The organism is Paenibacillus sp. FSL P4-0113 (assembly GCF_038009305.1).
Classification (GTDB): Bacteria; Bacillota; Bacilli; order Paenibacillales; family Paenibacillaceae; genus Paenibacillus; species Paenibacillus polymyxa_D.
The window spans coordinates 2,872,775-2,890,000 of sequence record NZ_JBBPAZ010000001.1; the positions used below are offsets into that span (position 1 = coordinate 2,872,775).

The 17,226-nt window shown below is 47.0% G+C and carries 12 protein-coding genes and 2 rRNA genes (1 of these 14 running past the window's edge); all 14 read right to left on the reverse strand.

Annotated elements, in window-relative coordinates; genetic code table 11:
* Window positions 1-11: 11 nt before the first annotated feature.
* Complete coding sequence (ispF, locus tag MKX46_RS12295; protein WP_025723806.1) at window positions 12-488, reverse strand: 2-C-methyl-D-erythritol 2,4-cyclodiphosphate synthase; 477 nt, start codon at window positions 486-488, stop codon at window positions 12-14.
* The gene (gene ispD, locus MKX46_RS12300; RefSeq protein WP_029514501.1) at window positions 485-1,183 is read right to left on the reverse strand and encodes a 2-C-methyl-D-erythritol 4-phosphate cytidylyltransferase; all 699 of its coding nucleotides are present in this window, start codon (window positions 1,181-1,183) and stop codon (window positions 485-487) included. Before ispD ends, ispF begins: the two co-directional genes overlap by 4 nt.
* A gap of 70 nt (window positions 1,184-1,253) precedes the next feature.
* A complete protein-coding gene (locus MKX46_RS12305) occupies window positions 1,254-2,339 on the reverse strand; it encodes a PIN/TRAM domain-containing protein (RefSeq protein WP_029514502.1) in 1,086 nt (361 codons plus the stop codon).
* Window positions 2,340-2,524: 185 nt separating this feature from the next.
* Window positions 2,525-3,271 carry a CDP-diacylglycerol--serine O-phosphatidyltransferase gene (gene pssA / locus MKX46_RS12310; protein ID WP_029514503.1) on the reverse strand — a complete coding sequence of 249 codons (747 nt, stop codon included), beginning with the start codon at window positions 3,269-3,271 and terminating at the stop codon, window positions 2,525-2,527.
* 54 nt (window positions 3,272-3,325) lie between these two features.
* A complete protein-coding gene (gene disA, locus MKX46_RS12315) occupies window positions 3,326-4,402 on the reverse strand; it encodes a DNA integrity scanning diadenylate cyclase DisA (protein ID WP_013312183.1) in 1,077 nt (358 codons plus the stop codon).
* Between the two features lie 12 nt (window positions 4,403-4,414).
* Window positions 4,415-5,788: a DNA repair protein RadA gene (radA, locus tag MKX46_RS12320; protein WP_029514504.1), complete on the reverse strand. Its 1,374-nt coding sequence runs from the start codon at window positions 5,786-5,788 to the stop codon at window positions 4,415-4,417.
* 240 nt (window positions 5,789-6,028) lie between these two features.
* Window positions 6,029-8,473, reverse strand: a complete 2,445-nt coding sequence (gene clpC / locus MKX46_RS12325) for an ATP-dependent protease ATP-binding subunit ClpC (RefSeq protein WP_340933292.1) — start codon at window positions 8,471-8,473, stop codon at window positions 6,029-6,031.
* 44 nt (window positions 8,474-8,517) lie between these two features.
* Window positions 8,518-9,582 carry a protein arginine kinase gene (locus MKX46_RS12330; RefSeq protein ID WP_029514505.1) on the reverse strand — a complete coding sequence of 355 codons (1,065 nt, stop codon included), beginning with the start codon at window positions 9,580-9,582 and terminating at the stop codon, window positions 8,518-8,520.
* 28 nt (window positions 9,583-9,610) lie between these two features.
* Window positions 9,611-10,135 (reverse strand): UvrB/UvrC motif-containing protein, encoded by a 525-nt coding sequence (locus tag MKX46_RS12335; protein WP_029514506.1) that lies wholly within the window; start codon window positions 10,133-10,135, stop codon window positions 9,611-9,613.
* Window positions 10,136-10,204: 69 nt separating this feature from the next.
* Window positions 10,205-10,669: a CtsR family transcriptional regulator gene (locus MKX46_RS12340; RefSeq protein ID WP_013312188.1), complete on the reverse strand. Its 465-nt coding sequence runs from the start codon at window positions 10,667-10,669 to the stop codon at window positions 10,205-10,207.
* Window positions 10,670-11,206: 537 nt separating this feature from the next.
* Entirely contained in the window at window positions 11,207-12,394 is a 1,188-nt protein-coding gene (locus tag MKX46_RS12345; RefSeq protein WP_340933297.1) for a GNAT family N-acetyltransferase, read from the reverse strand.
* A 240-nt stretch (window positions 12,395-12,634) separates the two neighbouring features.
* A protein-coding gene (locus tag MKX46_RS12350) for an IS1182 family transposase (protein WP_241113430.1) occupies window positions 12,635-13,995 on the reverse strand; the annotation gives its coding sequence in 2 pieces (ribosomal slippage) (window positions 12,635-13,428 and window positions 13,428-13,995; 1,362 coding nt in all).
* A 154-nt stretch (window positions 13,996-14,149) separates the two neighbouring features.
* A 5S ribosomal RNA gene (gene rrf / locus MKX46_RS12355) occupies window positions 14,150-14,266 on the reverse strand.
* A 152-nt stretch (window positions 14,267-14,418) separates the two neighbouring features.
* Window positions 14,419-17,226 (reverse strand): 23S ribosomal RNA (locus tag MKX46_RS12360); it runs 121 nt beyond the window's last position.

Genomic DNA, 17,226 nt, shown 5'->3' on the forward strand with positions numbered 1-17,226 from the left:
GATGATAGCATTTACTTGATAAGACAGACAACCGATTGAGCCGCGATTCCTTCACCCCGGCCGGGAAACCCGAGTTGCTCTGTCGTGGTCGCCTTGACGTTCACCTGGGATAGCTCCTCTGCTTCCAGCGCCCGAGCGATGACTTCATTCATCTGCGGAATATACGATGCCATTTTGGGCTTTTGTGCGATAATCGTAGAATCGATATTCCCCAAGCGATATCCTCGCTCTTTAGCTAGCCCCCACACATGCTCCAGTAGCTTAAGACTGTCAGCATCCTTAAATTCTGGGTCATTATCCGGAAAATGCTTCCCGATGTCTCCCAAGCCAAGCGCGCCCAGGATAGCATCGCTAATGGCATGCAGCAGTACGTCTGCATCGGAATGGCCCAATAAACCTTTTTCATACGGAATATTCACACCTCCGATGATGCATGGCCTTCCTTCCACCAGCTGGTGGACGTCAAATCCTTGTCCCACTCTGATCATTTGATATCCTCTCCCTCTGTTTTCACCCATAGCGCCGCCATATCCAAATCCTCCGGTGTAGTAATTTTGATGTTCTTGTAGCTGCCTTGAACGACAGTAACCGGAATGCCTAGCCGCTCTATCAGCATAGAATCATCTGTTCCCAAGAATCTCGACTGCTCCGCTTCCTCATAGGCTCGCAGCAGATCGGAAAGACGAAAAGTCTGTGGCGTTTGAATACTCCACAGACTTCGGCGATCCGGCGTTGCTGTAATGATACCATCCCCGTTCACTTGCTTGACCGTATCCTTTACAGGTACTGCCGCTACAGAAGCACCAGTACGCTGGGCTGCCTCAAGGCATGAACGTACAAGCTCAGGTTGAATGAGTGGACGCACACCATCATGCACCATCACCCAATCCGCTTGTAAGTGGCGCAGACCGCGATAGACCGAATGCTGGCGTTCACTGCCACCAGCTACCACCCGTACATTTTTACCGATTTTGTATTGATGAATCCAATCTCGGCAGCGTTCCACATCTGCTGTCCCAGTCACCATCACCATTTCATCCACTTCGGGCATAGCTGCGAATATTTCAAGTGTATGTATGAAGATGGGCTTGTCCCGCAAAAGCAGAAATTGCTTGCTCTCCTGCGTCCCCATACGGGAGCCGCGCCCTGCTGCCACAATGACAACTCCTACCCGATTGTTCATTCAAATAACTCCTGCCCTGATCGCACTTGGACGATCCGTATGATAACACATCTACTTCATCATACCGCGTTTATTGAGCTTTTTCCAATAATTTCGGTTTGGCAAAGATCATACGTCCGGCAGAGGTCTGAAGTACACTCGTGACCAGCACCTCCATAAGAGAGCCAATATAGTCACGTCCGCCTTCCACAACAATCATCGTACCATCATCCAGATAGGCTACACCCTGCCCATGCTCCTTGCCGTCTTTAATAATCTGCACCATAATTTCCTCACCGGGTAGTACGACAGGCTTCACTGCATTCGCCAAATCGTTAATATTCAGCACTGATACACCTTGCAGTTCGCATACTTTATTCAGGTTAAAATCGTTAGTTACAACTTTACCCTGTAACACCTTTGCCAGCTTGACCAACTTACTGTCAACCTCTGAAATTTCCTCAAAATCACCTTCGTAAATGAGCACATTCACATCCAGCTCTTTTTGGATTTTATTCAAAATATCCAGGCCCCGTCGTCCACGATTACGCTTAAGTAAATCTGATGAATCTGCAATATGCTGAAGCTCCTCTAACACAAATTCAGGAATCACAATCGTTCCTTCAATAAAACCTGTCTTGCAGATATCTGCAATACGCCCATCTATAATGACGCTGGTGTCCAAAATTTTATGTTCCTCCAGCTTGCGTTCTTCTGCACCCGTTCCCCGACCAAAAAAGCCAGAACTCCAAAAGGATGACAGCTCGTCCCGCTTTTCTAGTCCAACCATTAATCCCACATATCCACATATCACGGTAACAGCCGTCTGGATAAGTTGACCCGGGGCCCCCAACCATGAAAAAAGCGGATAGACTGCTAAGGAAAGTATCAATCCCACCGCTAAACCAATCACACCTGCCATCATCTCGTTCATCGGAATTCGTACCAAGCCTTCAATGCCCTGTTGCAACCGGTTCGCCACGGATGCTCCTGCGAATGAGCACCCGGCCATAAATAACACTGCTCCCGCCATCATCCAAACAACCATTCCCGGTAAAGACCCATCACTCAACCATTCTGGCATCCACGATACAATGCCCCCTACCCGCTGGTATAACGTATAGCCAAACCATGCTCCGCACAATCCTGTAAAAGTTAAAATAGCCTTTCTCCACATTGAATCTCTATACCTCCTTTATTTTCTTTTCATTAGTCTGCTATTTATTGGATACATAGCATTTCTCTTACCAGTATGATCCATTTCCCACATAACTAACCCTGTGTTTTCACTTTTTATGCATAAAAAAAGCATTTATCTCCTTGAAATAATTCAAGGAAATAAATGCTTATACTTGCTTGATACTACCGCTGTGAATGACGATATTGATCGTCCTGTTCTTCCTGACTGGAACGATCCCGATCACGCCCACGTCTGCGTGATAGTTTACGAATGTTCAGCCTCATACCATACAATGCATACAGCACCAGTGGCACAAAAATCAGCTTCGACAGCTGGTCAGGGAATTTAACAGCCAACACCACCGCTGCAATTACGACCCATGGAGCCACCCAAATTGCTTTTTTCGGGAGGCCAACCTTTTTAAAATTTGGATATTTCATGGAGCTGACCATCAAATAAGAGACCAGCAACATGGCAATCGACATGTATAACAAAGAAATATCGTTATGGAATAAGGACAAAGTGGCTAATACGCCACCTGCTGCCGGAATTGGTAGACCCGTAAAATAACCTGGTACACCAGGACGTACGTTAAATCGAGCCAAACGCAACGCTCCGCACATCGGGAAAATGGCAGTAACCGTCCAAGCGAGAGCCGAATTCGCATCATGAAAAGCAACCATGTACATAATAACTGCGGGAGCAACACCAAAAGATATCATATCTGATAAGGAGTCCAGTTCTTTACCGAATTCGCTTTGGGCATTCAGGACCCGGGCCATTCTTCCATCCAGTCCGTCCAACAACATGGCGACAATAACCATAATAGCGGCAAGACTGTATTTTCCGTCTACAGCCAATAAAATGGCGATCATTCCGAGAAACAAGTTACCTAAGGTACACAAGTTCGGAATTGATTTGGTAATCATCTCTTCACCTCAATGTATGAATTGTTCCATTATAATCCTTTCACTGTATTACATTTACATTTGCCTGTCAATGAAAACTTGTTCCTGCAAACGTTTAAGACCTTCTTTAATCGTACGCGCACGAACCTCTCCAATACCATCCACTTCATCCAGTTCTTCTATCGTTGCTGTGATGACATGTGGAAAACGTCCAAACCGCTCTACCAGATTATGAATAATCACATTCGGTAAACGCGGTATCTTGTTCAGTACCCGATAGCCGCGTGCAGCAATATACTCCTCTGATGTCGCAGCTGAAGAAGGGTAGCCTAGTAAACGTACAATATGATTCACATCCAACAATTCGTCGTCCGTAGAACGTTTGAGTCCCAATATAATTTCACGAATCTTTTCGTCGCTATCGTCTTTGGCATAATCCTTATACAACAACCATGCTTCTTCCTCAATATTGCTGACAAGCTCTTCCATCTGCATACTAATTAGACGGCCCTCATTTCCGAGCTCGTTAATAAATCGTTTGATCTCCATTTTGATGCGCAGCACCATTTCGATCCGTTGGATGACATTAACGACCTCCGGCATGGTAACCAGCTCTTCAAATTCAGATGCTGTCAAATTCGTAGAGGCTTGCCCCAACACAGATCTATATTTTTCTAACGTCTGAATAGCCTGATTGGCTTTCGTTAAAATAACCCCGATTTCCTTGAGCGCATACCGTAATGTCCCCTGATACAAGGTAATAATATTACGCCGCTGGGAAATAGACACAACTAATTTGCCAGTCTGCTTTGCAACTCGTTCTGCTGTCCGGTGCCGAATTCCTGTTTCAATTGAAGAAATGGAGGAGTCCGGAATCAGTTGCGTATTGGCATATAAAATTCGTTTTAAATCCTCGCTTAATATGATTGCGCCGTCCATTTTAGCCAACTCATATAAATAGTTCGGTGAAAAATCACAATTGATGGAGAAACCGCCATCCACGACTTCCATAACTTCTGGGCTATAGCCAACGACCAGAAGAGCACCCGTTTTGGCACGCAAAACGTTTTCCAACCCGTCGCGAAAGGGAGTTCCCGGTGCCACAAGCCGCAGCAAATCGTTCATTTTATCCAGTTGGCTCGCTTCTTTCATTCTCAATGCCCCCTAATCTAATGCGGCTGCTAGTGCATCTGCCACCGTTCCTACTCCTATAATTTGTATCCCTTTCGGATGTGTCCAACCCTTCAAGCTTTTCTCCGGCATGATCACCCGTTTGAAACCTAGTTTCTCCGCTTCTCGTACTCGCTGTTCTGCTCGGGATACCGCGCGCACCTCACCTGTCAGTCCCACCTCGCCAAAAATCACATCATACGGCTTTGTAGGAGCATCCCTAAAGCTGGAAGCAATGCTCACAGCTATAGCCAAATCCACCGCCGGTTCATCCAACTTCACGCCTCCGGCTACGTTGAGATAAGCGTCCTGGTTTTGCAAAAACATGCCCATCCGCTTTTCTAGCACGGCTATGATTAATCCCATTCGATGATGGTCGACTCCTGTGCCCATTCGGCGTGGAGATGGAAAATGTGTAGCTGCAATCAATGCTTGCAGTTCAACCAATACAGGTCGGGTTCCTTCCATACTGGCTACAACAGTAGAACCTGCCACCCCCAGTGGCCGTTCAGACAGGAATAGTTCAGAAGGATTCGAAACCTCACGCAAACCGCTTTCAGCCATTTCAAAAATACCAATTTCATTTGTAGAACCAAAACGATTTTTAACTGCACGCAAAAGCCGATACGTATGGTGACGCTCTCCTTCAAAATAAAGTACACAATCAACCATATGTTCCAACAAACGCGGACCTGCAATGGCCCCTTCCTTGGTCACATGTCCTACCAATACCGTAGCAATACCTAGCCCCTTGGCAATTCGCATAAAGCGTGAAGTACACTCTCGCACCTGAGCCACACTACCTGGTGCACTCGTCACCTCAGGCAAATATACAGTCTGTATCGAGTCGATGACCAAAAATTCCGGCTTCAAGCTGTCCACCGCTTCTTCAATCGTCTCCAAATTCGTCTCACATAATACGTATAGGCTGGGGGACAAGGCACCGAGTCGATCTGCACGTAGTTTCGTTTGACGGACAGATTCCTCACCAGACACGTACAGCACCTTTAAACCAGTTAAAGCCAGCTCATTAGATGTTTGCAGCATAAGCGTAGATTTACCGATTCCCGGATCACCGCCCACCAAAACGAGTGAACCCGGCACCACACCTCCACCGAGTACTCGATTCAATTCGCCAATTCCCGTCAAAATTCGTGCTTCTTTACCGCTCTCCACCTCTATAATAGGGAGTGGCTTGTCTTTTGTGCTATGAGTAAGAAGGGAAGACCCCATTCCTTGAGTTTTTACAACGCTTTCTGTTTCTTCGACCATGGAATTCCATGCCTGGCATCCAGGACATTTTCCGTACCATTTGGGCGATTCATAACCACATTCCGTACAGGAAAACTTAGTTTTCACTTTAGCCATACTTTGTTCCTTGGCTCCTTATTGACGACGATGATGTCAAATTTATGTTCATACAGCCCAGAAAGAGCTGTAACAATAAAAGTTTACCATTGAAGCTTGGCGGACGTAAAGCAATATCACAAACTTTCCCAAAGCATTTACCCAACCTTTTCACCGTGTTTTATACACAAAAAGGGTGCCTTCGCAATAGCTTTCCAGCCTGCGAGACACCCTTTTCTACTGTTTATTTAGTAAACTGCTTTAGGACTTGGCAGATACATTATCCTTTTTGGTTACAGTCAATGTACCGTTCTCCTCATCAATGAAGAGAGAGTCACCTTTAGTAATGTTGCCAGTCAACAATTCCTCGGACAGGCGATCTTCGATATGCTTCTGGATTGCACGACGCAATGGACGCGCACCATACGCTGGATCAAAGCCTTCCTTCGCAAGGAATTTTTTAGCGTTGTCTGTCAACTCGAAGTCAACCTCATACTCATTCAGGCGTTTACGCAGCTCCTCAGACATGAGTGACACAATTTCAGCAATATGTTTTTCTTCGAGAGAATGGAAAACGATAATTTCATCAATCCGGTTCAAGAACTCAGGACGGAAGCTTTTCTTCAGCTCATCCATCACTTTGCCCTTCATATTATCGTAATCCGCTCCAGCGTCCACTACAGCTGTAAAGCCAAGCGTGGAGTTACGTTTAATCGCCTGTGCACCAACATTTGATGTTAGGATGATGAGTGTATTACGGAAATCAACGACACGACCTTTGGAATCTGTCAGACGACCGTCTTCCAGTACTTGCAGAAGAATATTGAATACTTCTGGGTGTGCTTTTTCAATTTCATCCAGCAATACAACAGAGTATGGCTTACGACGTACCTTCTCGGTCAGTTGACCGCCTTCCTCATATCCAACGTACCCTGGAGGCGCTCCTACCAGACGAGACGTGGAGTGTTTCTCCATATATTCGGACATATCAATACGGATGACCGCATTTTCATCTCCAAACATGGATTCAGCCAAGGCGCGTGCCAACTCTGTTTTACCCACCCCAGTTGGACCGAGGAAAATAAAGGACCCAATTGGACGCTTCGGATCTTTCAGTCCGGCACGTGCCCGGCGAATCGCCCGGCTTACTGCCTTAACTGCTTCGTCCTGTCCAATTACCCGCTCATGCAGCAACTCTTCCATATTCAACAAGCGGTGTGTTTCTTCCTCTTTCAGCTTGCTGACTGGAACACCTGTCCAGATTGCAACGACTTGAGCGATATCCTCTGGTGTAACTTCAGAATCTGTACGACCCTGTTGTTCTTTCCATTGGTTTTTGGTCACGTCTAGCTCTTCACGGATTTTTTGCTCTGTATCACGCAGGGCTGCCGCTTTTTCAAACTCCTGACTTTGTACCGCTGAATCCTTTTCCTTCCGGATATCTTCCAGACGGTTTTCCAGCTGTTTCAGGTTTGGCGGTACAGTGTAAGAATTCAGCCTTACTTTGGAGCCCGCTTCATCAATAAGATCAATAGCCTTATCTGGAAGGAAGCGGTCGGTGATATAACGATCTGACAATTTTACGGCCGCTTCAATAGCTTCATCTGTGATCTTTACACGGTGATGCGCTTCGTAACGGTCACGCAGACCATACAAGATTTGAATCGCCTCTTCTGGAGAAGGTTGATCCACTGTAATGGGTTGAAAGCGACGCTCCAAAGCAGCATCTTTCTCAATATATTTGCGGTATTCATCCAGCGTGGTCGCACCGATGCATTGCAGCTCGCCACGTGCCAGAGCAGGTTTCAGGATGTTGGACGCATCAATTGCGCCTTCCGCTCCACCAGCACCAATCAGCGTATGCAGCTCGTCAATGAACAACACGATATTACCCGCTTGACGAATCTCGTCCATAATCTTTTTCAAACGATCCTCGAATTCGCCACGATACTTGGTGCCTGCTACCACAGAGCCCATATCCAGTGTCATTACGCGCTTGTCGCGCAACGTTTCGGGAATCTCATTCGCTATGATTTTTTGAGCCAATCCTTCGGCAATCGCCGTTTTACCTACCCCAGGCTCACCAATCAGAACCGGATTGTTCTTTGTACGGCGGCTGAGCACCTGAATTACGCGTTCAATTTCCTTGCTACGCCCAATAACAGGGTCCAGGTTGTTTTCCTTCGCAGATGCCGTCAGATCGCGTGCCAGACTGTCCAGGGTTGGCGTGCTGACATTAGCTGGAGCACCGTGATGGCTGGAAACAGCCTCGCTGCTGCCGAGCAATTGAAGCACTTGCTGACGCGCTTTGTTCAGACTGATGCCCAGGTTATTCAGTACCCGTGCTGCTACGCCTTCGCCTTCACGAATAAGACCCAGCAAAATATGTTCTGTACCTACATAGGTATGGCCCAGTTTGCGGGCTTCATCCATAGACAGTTCGATGACTTTTTTGGCACGTGGAGTATAGGCAATGTTCGTCGGTTGCTCTTGACCGCGTCCAATCAACGTTTCCACTTCATCCTGGATTTTTTCCAGTCCCAGGCCCAAACCGATTAAGGCTTTCGCTGCTATTCCTTCACCTTCACGAATGAGGCCTAGCAAAATGTGCTCTGTACCAATGTTGTTGTGTCCCAATCGAACTGCTTCTTCCTGAGCCAAAGCAAGCACTTTCTGTGCACGTTCCGTAAATCTTCCAAACATCATATATCCTGCACCTCCACAGTGTGTATTTCAGATCATTTTATATATTAAAGGGTTGTGCCTAATTTTTGCCGGATCAGCTTCGCCCGGTACATATCGCGCTCTTCGGTATTCATTTTATCCCCAAAGCTTTTTTGCAGGAACCCGGGTTGTGTCATCACATTCAGCTCATTCATCGCTGCGGTGGAAGGACGCTCCAAAATTCCCAAATCTACGCCAAGACGTACATCAGACAGCCGCTGTGCAGCCTCCTTGGAATCCAATACTGCTGCATACGACAAAATACCGAATGAACGCATCACCCGATCTGTAATTCGCAGCATAGATTCATTCATTAGCCTTTCTCTGGCAGAACGCTCGTGCTCAATAATTTGTAGCACCACGCCATGTAGATTCTCAATAATCTCCGCTTCGGTTTGTCCCAGTGTAATCTGATTAGACACCTGAAACAAATTTCCGACCGCTTCGCTGCCTTCACCGTAAATGCCGCGAACTGTAAGACCTACCTGTGAAACAGCAGACAATATACGATTGATTTGATGAGTCATGACTAATGCGGGCAAATGCATCATCACCGAAGCTCTCATACCTGTGCCGACATTCGTTGGACAACTGGTTAGAAAACCTCTCCGATCATCAAATGCATAATCAACATGCGCTTCAAATGCATCATCAATAACCATAGCGCGTTCCCAAGCTTCTCTAACCTGACATCCCGGATATAAGCACTGGATACGCAGATGATCCTCTTCGTTTATCATAACACTAACCGATTCATCATCGCTAATTAAGACAGCACCGTTACGAGATTCGTTCGCCAAATTAGGACTAATCAAATGCTTCTCAACCAGCACCTGCTTGTCGATCTCATCCAACTCGGATATTTTCAACGTATGAAAAGTACCAAAACCGCCTAAATCATCATACTGAAGGATATCCGTCAAGCGCTGAAGTGCTTCTGCCGACTGCTGATTGGTAGCAAGCATGGGAAAAGGCAGATGCTGCAAGTTACGCGCAATTCTTACCCGGCTGCTAATGACAATCTCCGAATCCGCAGCATCACCACGCATCCAGTCACTTAGCGGCTTCTCCGTAAACCGAATATTGGGCATTACGCATCCCTCCTACTCTTCACAAACTTTACTCTTCAGTCATTTCTTTTTCAAGCTCTCTGATTTGATCCCTAAGCTCAGCAGCTGATTCAAACTCTTCCTGTACAATGTGCTGTTGCATCTCTTTTTTCAAATCGTCAATTTGCCGTTTAACCTTCAGTCGGCCACCAGTGCGAACCGGAACTTTACCAACATGATTCGTACTGCCATGCACACGCTTGAACAGAGGGTCCAGACGATTATCAAAATATTGATAGCACGACGGGCATCCGAAACGTCCCAGCTTACTAAACTGTGCATAGGTCATGCCACAATCCTTGCATTGCAGGTTCTGCGGACCACTGTGGCCTGGAGACTGGCTCTTTGTACTGGAGTCAAAATCCAACATCCCCGACAGCAAGCTATGAATTGAAAAGCCGTTAGGTGTTCCAGGGATCATCTCCCCTTTTTCCTTCGCACACGTCTCACAAATATGAAACTCTGTCTTTTCGCCATTCACAATTTTGGTGAAATGCAAAGTTGCCGGCCGCATATTACATTCTTGGCACAGCATAAAAGCACCTCCTTCAATGTCAGGATTTAATACCCACCCTACATCCAAACATTAGTCTCTATTCACACACTATTTGGTCGCCAGCAACGAGATCAGCATAGCCTTAAGCAATCTTGCTCGCAGTTGATCACGATAGGGAAGCTTCAGTAATAATGTATCTCTCGATAAAGCAGCCTTCATTAGATTAGCTTCCCTTTTGCTTAAAAAATGGGCTTCCTCTAACTGATAAATCAGTCCTTCTGCTGCTGATTGGCTAATTTCCTCCCCGATGCTCTGATGAAGATGTGTATGGATGGCATGCTGTGCGGGTAGCTGAATTCGCTGAATACGAATGTAGCCCCCACCACCGCGTTTACTTTCCACCACATAGCCTTTTTCCAGCGTAAACCGGGTGCTAATTACATAATTAATTTGCGACGGAACGCAGGAAAAGCGGTCAGCCAGATCATTGCGCTGAATCTCCACCAAACCTTGGGGACTTTCCAGCAATATACTCTTCAAATATTGTTCAATAATATCGGAAACATTGCGCATTTCATCATCCTCCACTAACGGAAACGCAAGTATTCAAGTACATTTCACGCTCCACAGAGTCCGCCGTATATTGAACTTAACCAAACGGTAAAGTCACGAATCTAAGCTGTATTTAGGCTATTGCCTGTTCTACATCCATTGAAATGTACCGTTTTGTCTCTAGTGTGGCCTTTATTTGCGATTAATCATACACTTCTCTTATGTTCATAAGAGTCAGCTCCTAACTATACGCAAATCATTTCAATTCTCGTTTGCTTCTTTACTATCGAAATTACTTCATACGGCCAATCCATCAGCATAATACTTCTACAGCATCACACTAGGTTTGATTGACTTTGACTTTCTTTGACTATATTCACATTATAGCACATTATTCATTTTTGCCAAGGGGTCAATACCATTTTTCGCAATCTAATTATGTTTTATACAATACCATAAAAAAACTCTTCCCATTACAGAAAGAGTTTTGAAAATAATGATAACCACACAAGTTATATTCTCTGAAAGATGAGCTTAAAAGGTCTAAATAGGCCTTTATCAGAAAAAATCCAATAAAAACGTTTGATTTACTGGTATTACGCGTTTAAGGGCAGACACAGACTCACTACTCCCTTCAATCCGCTCCCACTTATACAGATTATCAGCCTGCTGATAGCCAAGCATCAGAGTCGTCAGTGACTGAATCCCAAGTTTCAAGTCAGCTACTATGGCGTTTTCAGATGAATTGCTTATATCCACTCTCTCCAGATGTCCTTGCCCCTCCGTAGTAATCGTTAATCTCCATACTCCTTCATTCCATGGAGCATACCGATCAGTCAGATTTAAGGTTAAACTTGTTTCCTCTCCAATCTGCTCAAAAGGGTATCTTTCTACAAAAGCAGCTGCATCCACAATACGCCCCATAAAATAAGGCACAGTTTCCTGTTGAATCCGTGGATCATCGAGTAAAAATGGCAAATTGTCATCTGCTGGAACGTAAATAAATTTACCTTTGGCTATCATTGAGTCATGATTTGCAAAATAAGTCCATAAAGCCCGACGAGCCGTCTCATTTTCATATACCAACTCATCACAATTCAACTGTCTATCTTCAATTTTGTATAGTGCATATCCTTGCGGAATGCCTGTTTCTGAGTAATATACCGCAGTTCGATAGTTCTCATTTAAAATCCGCTCTTGCCACCATTCCTTATCTCGTACCAGCGTGCCATTATAACGAGATGCATACGCTTGATACACTTGGTCCAGTTCTGAAATATCCTTGATATCGCGTTTGACTGTACCTTCTGTTTTAAGTTTTGCAGGGAATTTATCAATGGGAATGACGTATTTTTTGTACTCTGTATACGTTTCCCATCCAAATTTACGGTAGAAGGCAAAGGAGAATGGATGCAAAAAAGAAAGGCTTTGTCCCGCAGACTTCATCTCTTCAAGTGCATGCGTCAATAAACGTGATACCATGCCTCCGCGACGCTTTTCTGGCCACGTCGCCACACCAGCAATGCCCCCCATATCAAAAACCTGACCATTTATGTATACCTGAAGCGGTAACAAAGTCAGTTTAGCATTTAAGTCATGTCCGTCGAATATTCCCCATGTTTGTTCTGGTTTGAATTTCTTCTTGGCCTTTTCCAGATCCTCTAGGGACATTGTAAACTGAAAAGCATATTGAGATAATTCAATAGCCGCTTCAAATTCCTCACGCTGTAATTGTCTGATCTCCATATCTTCATCACCTCGCTCGTATACTTGGACATCCATAAAAAAGATTACACACTTAGAGTGTGGCAAACCCCATTCTCTCTGTCAACCTTAGAAGCAGGTGGCCATCTAAAAATGCATAAAAAAGGATGATAATCTCATTGAGATTATCATCCTTTTCAGATTGTCGAGAAACCCCGTCATTTTGAGACGTGGGTTTCTTTTTTACATCATAATGCTCTGGTCTCTGGAGAAGCAGGGGGGTTACCCCTGTTTCTCCAGGCGATCTAGGTGGATCGCCATCTTCTTCATGTTCTGCACGGCTGCCGTCATAAGGGCTTGTTCCCTGACGTTTGGAAGACCGCGCAAACGGCAATAGCGAAACCCATGGAGCTCTTTGGCATCCGCGAAGCTTCGCTCAATCGTCTCTTTTCGTTTGCGGTACAGCTTTTTACCAGATGGGCTCAGCCGGTTGCTCCGTACCCACTCTTTGCTGTCTTCCCAGACATGCCGAGTCACCACTTTGCGGTGGTTTCGAGACTGGGTACACTGACTTAGCAGTGGGCAATGCTGGCACTGAGCTGGGTCAGAGGCATACTGCCGGTATCCCTTACGGTCCGTCGTTCGGTAGGGCAGTTCCTGTTGGGCTGGGCATCTATACGCATTGCGTTTGGCATCGTATTCAAACTTCCATTTCGGAAACAGTCCTTGTCTGGGATGGAATCTTCGGTGAGCAATCACGGCAAAAATCTTTCGGTTCTGCAAACCTCGGCAAATCGGCGTTGTTAAATAACCTGAATCTAGTGCAACAGCTTCTACTTGAAAACCAAAACGTTCTCTTTGGCGATCCAAACGGGACAAATAGGGGACAGAATCATGTACATTCCCTGGTGTCACATGCACGTCCGTAATCAGATTGTACTTCATATCCACCGTGCGGTGGTCCAGATAGAAGAAGCCTTCGGGCTTGCCATCACGGATCATATAGCCGCTGTCCGGGTCTGTTTTGCTCACTTTAATTTCTTTTTCTTCGTTCACTTCCTCTCGGGATTTTAAGGCTTTTTTCCGTGGTTTCTCCGGTCATCCTTCACCGCTTCGTTCAGCTCGTCCATATAGTCTTTAGTATTCTGCAACACTTGTTCTTTGGTGTACTGGTGCCTGTTAGCATTGGCTTTGACGTGTGTGGAATCGGTGACGAGAACACGCCCACCCACCATTCGGTGAGAGATCGCCTGCAGCACAATTTCATCGAAGATATCTTGAAAGATCGTGGTGTCTTTAAAGCGAGTGCGACGATTCCAGCTAATCGTCGTATGGTCCGGAACTTTATCCGTTAAGCCCAACCCCAGAAACCAACGATAAGCTAGGTTCGTCTGAATTTCTCGCTCGAGTTGCCGTTCTGAGCGAATGCCATAGAAATAACCGAGAAAGATCATTTTAAACAATACGGTAGGATCAATGGCAGGACGCCCGTTGTCTGCACAATACAGTGGTCGAACTTTATCATCGATAAACGAAAAATCGATATACTTATCTACTTTGCGGAGCAAGTGATCTTGAGGAACCAGATCTTCGATGGAAACAAATTCGTAGGATTGTTGTTTTTCGCGGTTGGAGCGTAGCATATCAACACCATCCGTTCTACAATAGTTACCTATATTATACAACATTAACGCGGTGTCGTCTTAAACAAAATTAACATAAAATAGGCTGTCGAGACTTTCTCGACAGCCTGAAAAGGATGATAATCTCATTGAGATTATCATCCTTTTCACTTTTGCTTGGCGACGTCCTACTCTCCCAGGACCCTGCGGTCCAAGTACCATCGGCGCTGGAGGGCTTAACGGTCGTGTTCGGGATGGGTACGTGTGGAACCCCTCCGCTATCGCCACCAAACATGAATTTGCTATGCAAATTCTATCGTACGGCTATTCGCTTCATCACTTATCGTGTGAATGAATAGCCATGCGCTTGTCGTATGTCTCTTGTACATACGTTCAAGGTTACACCCTGAAAACTGGATCCGAAACTCATTTGCGTTTTATTCTTAGGATAAGCCCTCGACCGATTAGTATTGGTCAGCTCCATGCATTACTGCACTTCCACCCCCAACCTATCTACCTCGTCGTCTTCAAGGGGTCTTACATACTGGGAAATCTCATCTTGAGGGGGGCTTCACGCTTAGATGCTTTCAGCGCTTATCCCTTCCGTACATAGCTACCCAGCGGTGCTCCTGGCGGAACAACTGGTACACCAGCGGTACGTCCATCCCGGTCCTCTCGTACTAAGGACAGCTCCTCTCAAATTTCCTACGCCCACGACAGATAGGGACCGAACTGTCTCACGACGTTCTGAACCCAGCTCGCGTACCGCTTTAATGGGCGAACAGCCCAACCCTTGGGACCTACTTCAGCCCCAGGATGCGATGAGCCGACATCGAGGTGCCAAACCTCCCCGTCGATGTGGACTCTTGGGGGAGATAAGCCTGTTATCCCCAGGGTAGCTTTTATCCGTTGAGCGATGGCCCTTCCATGCGGTACCACCGGATCACTAAGCCCGACTTTCGTCCCTGCTCGACTTGTAGGTCTCGCAGTCAAGCTCCCTTCTGCCTTTGCACTCTTCGAATGATTTCCAACCATTCTGAGGGAACCTTGGGGCGCCTCCGTTACTCTTTAGGAGGCGACCGCCCCAGTCAAACTGCCCACCTGACACTGTCCTCGCACCGGTTCACGGTACCAAGTTAGAACCTAGATACGATCAGGGTGGTATCCCAAGGATGCCTCCCTTCAAGCTGGCGCTCAAAGTTCGACGGCTCCCACCTATCCTGTACAGATCGTACCCAAATTCAATATCAAGCTGCAGTAAAGCTCCATGGGGTCTTTCCGTCTTGTCGCGGGTAACCTGCATCTTCACAGGTATTAAAATTTCACCGGATCTCTCGTTGAGACAGCGCCCAAGTCGTTACGCCATTCGTGCGGGTCAGAATTTACCTGACAAGGAATTTCGCTACCTTAGGACCGTTATAGTTACGGCCGCCGTTTACTGGGGCTTCGGTTCATAGCTTCGCCCCGAAGGGCTTACCACTCCCCTTAACCTTCCAGCACCGGGCAGGCGTCAGCCCGTATACTTCGCCTTGCGGCTTCGCACAGACCTGTGTTTTTGCTAAACAGTCGCTTGGGCCTTTTCACTGCGGCCCCCTCGGGCTATTCACCCTACCGAGGCACCCCTTCTCCCGAAGTTACGGGGTCATTTTGCCGAGTTCCTTAACGAGAGTTCTTCCGCGCGCCTTAGAATTCTCTTCTCGCCTACCTGTGTCGGTTTGCGGTACGGGCACCTTCTCCTGGCTAGAGGCTTTTCTTGGCAGTCTGAGATCATGACCTTCGCTACTACAATTTTCGCTCCCCATCACAGCCCAGCCTTAACGATATGCGGATTTGCCTACACATCAGCCTCACTGCTTAGACGGACATCCATCCGTCCGCGTCACTACCCTACTGCGTCACCCCATCGCTCATAGCGGATTACGGTGGTACAGGAATTTCGACCTGTTGTCCTTCGACTACGCCTATCGGCCTCGCCTTAGGTCCCGACTTACCCTGAGCGGACGAACCTTCCTCAGGAACCCTTAGGCTTTCGGCGGATCTGATTCTCACAGATCTTTTCGTTACTCATACCGGCATTCTCACTTGAATGCAGTCCAGCGCTCCTTACGGTACACCTTCAACCCGCATTCAACGCTCCCCTACCCCTGATGCAAGCATCAAGCCATAGCTTCGGTGGTGTGTTTAGCCCCGTTACATTTTCGGCGCAGAGTCACTCGACCAGTGAGCTATTACGCACTCTTTCAATGGTGGCTGCTTCTAAGCCAACATCCTGGTTGTCTGTGCAACTCCACATCCTTTCCCACTTAACACACACTTGGGGACCTTAGCTGATGGTCTGGGCTGTTTCCCTTTCGACAATGGATCTTAGCACTCACTGTCTGACTCCCGGAACTAAATCTATGGCATTCGGAGTTTGACTGAGCTTGGTAACCCTTGCGGGCCCCGCACCCAATCAGTGCTCTACCTCCACGATTCTTCTTTCCGAGGCTAGCCCTAAAGCTATTTCGGGGAGAACCAGCTATCTCCGGGTTCGATTGGAATTTCTCCGCTACCCCCACCTCATCCCCGCATTTTTCAACATGCGTGGGTTCGGGCCTCCAGTGCGTGTTACCGCACCTTCACCCTGGACAGGGGTAGATCACCCGGTTTCGGGTCTACGTCCACGTACTCAAGTCGCCCTATTCAGACTCGCTTTCGCTGCGGCTTCAGCTCTTCACCTTAACCTTGCACGGGAACGTAACTCGCCGGTTCATTCTACAAAAGGCACGCCATCACCCATAGATCGGGCTCTGACTTCTTGTAAGCACACGGTTTCAGGATCTATTTCACTCCCCTTCCGGGGTGCTTTTCACCTTTCCCTCACGGTACTGCTTCACTATCGGTCGCCAGGGAGTATTTAGCCTTGGCAGATGGTCCTGCCGGATTCATACGGGGTTTCACGTGCCCCGCACTACTCGGGATCCGTCTCGGAGAGAACAAGTTTTGAACTACAGGGCTTTTACCTTCTCTGGCGGGCCTTTCCAGACCTCTTCATCTAACCGGTTCCTTTGTAACTCCATGTGAGACGTCCCACAACCCCAAGGAGCAAGCTCCTTGGTTTGGGCTAATCCGCGTTCGCTCGCCGCTACTGACGGAATCACTATTGTTTTCTCTTCCTCAGGGTACTTAGATGTTTCAGTTCCCCTGGTCTGCCTCTCACTCACCTATGAATTCAGTGAGTAGTGACTGTCGATGAAGACAGCCGGGTTTCCC

Coding starts and splice junctions, on each gene's coding strand:
- ispD (WP_029514501.1), bottom strand. CDS start 1,183: ATGAACAATCGGGTAGGAGTTGTCATTGTGGCAGCAGGGCGCGGCTCC.
- radA (WP_029514504.1), bottom strand. CDS start 5,788: ATGGCTAAAGTGAAAACTAAGTTTTCCTGTACGGAATGTGGTTATGAA.
- disA (WP_013312183.1), bottom strand. CDS start 4,402: ATGAAAGAAGCGAGCCAACTGGATAAAATGAACGATTTGCTGCGGCTT.
- MKX46_RS12345 (WP_340933297.1), bottom strand. CDS start 12,394: ATGGAGATCAGACAATTACAGCGTGAGGAATTTGAAGCGGCTATTGAA.
- MKX46_RS12340 (WP_013312188.1), bottom strand. CDS start 10,669: ATGCGCAATGTTTCCGATATTATTGAACAATATTTGAAGAGTATATTG.
- clpC (WP_340933292.1), bottom strand. CDS start 8,473: ATGATGTTTGGAAGATTTACGGAACGTGCACAGAAAGTGCTTGCTTTG.
- ispF (WP_025723806.1), bottom strand. CDS start 488: ATGATCAGAGTGGGACAAGGATTTGACGTCCACCAGCTGGTGGAAGGA.
- MKX46_RS12330 (WP_029514505.1), bottom strand. CDS start 9,582: ATGCCCAATATTCGGTTTACGGAGAAGCCGCTAAGTGACTGGATGCGT.
- MKX46_RS12335 (WP_029514506.1), bottom strand. CDS start 10,135: ATGCTGTGCCAAGAATGTAATATGCGGCCGGCAACTTTGCATTTCACC.
- pssA (WP_029514503.1), bottom strand. CDS start 3,271: ATGATTACCAAATCAATTCCGAACTTGTGTACCTTAGGTAACTTGTTT.
- MKX46_RS12305 (WP_029514502.1), bottom strand. CDS start 2,339: ATGTGGAGAAAGGCTATTTTAACTTTTACAGGATTGTGCGGAGCATGG.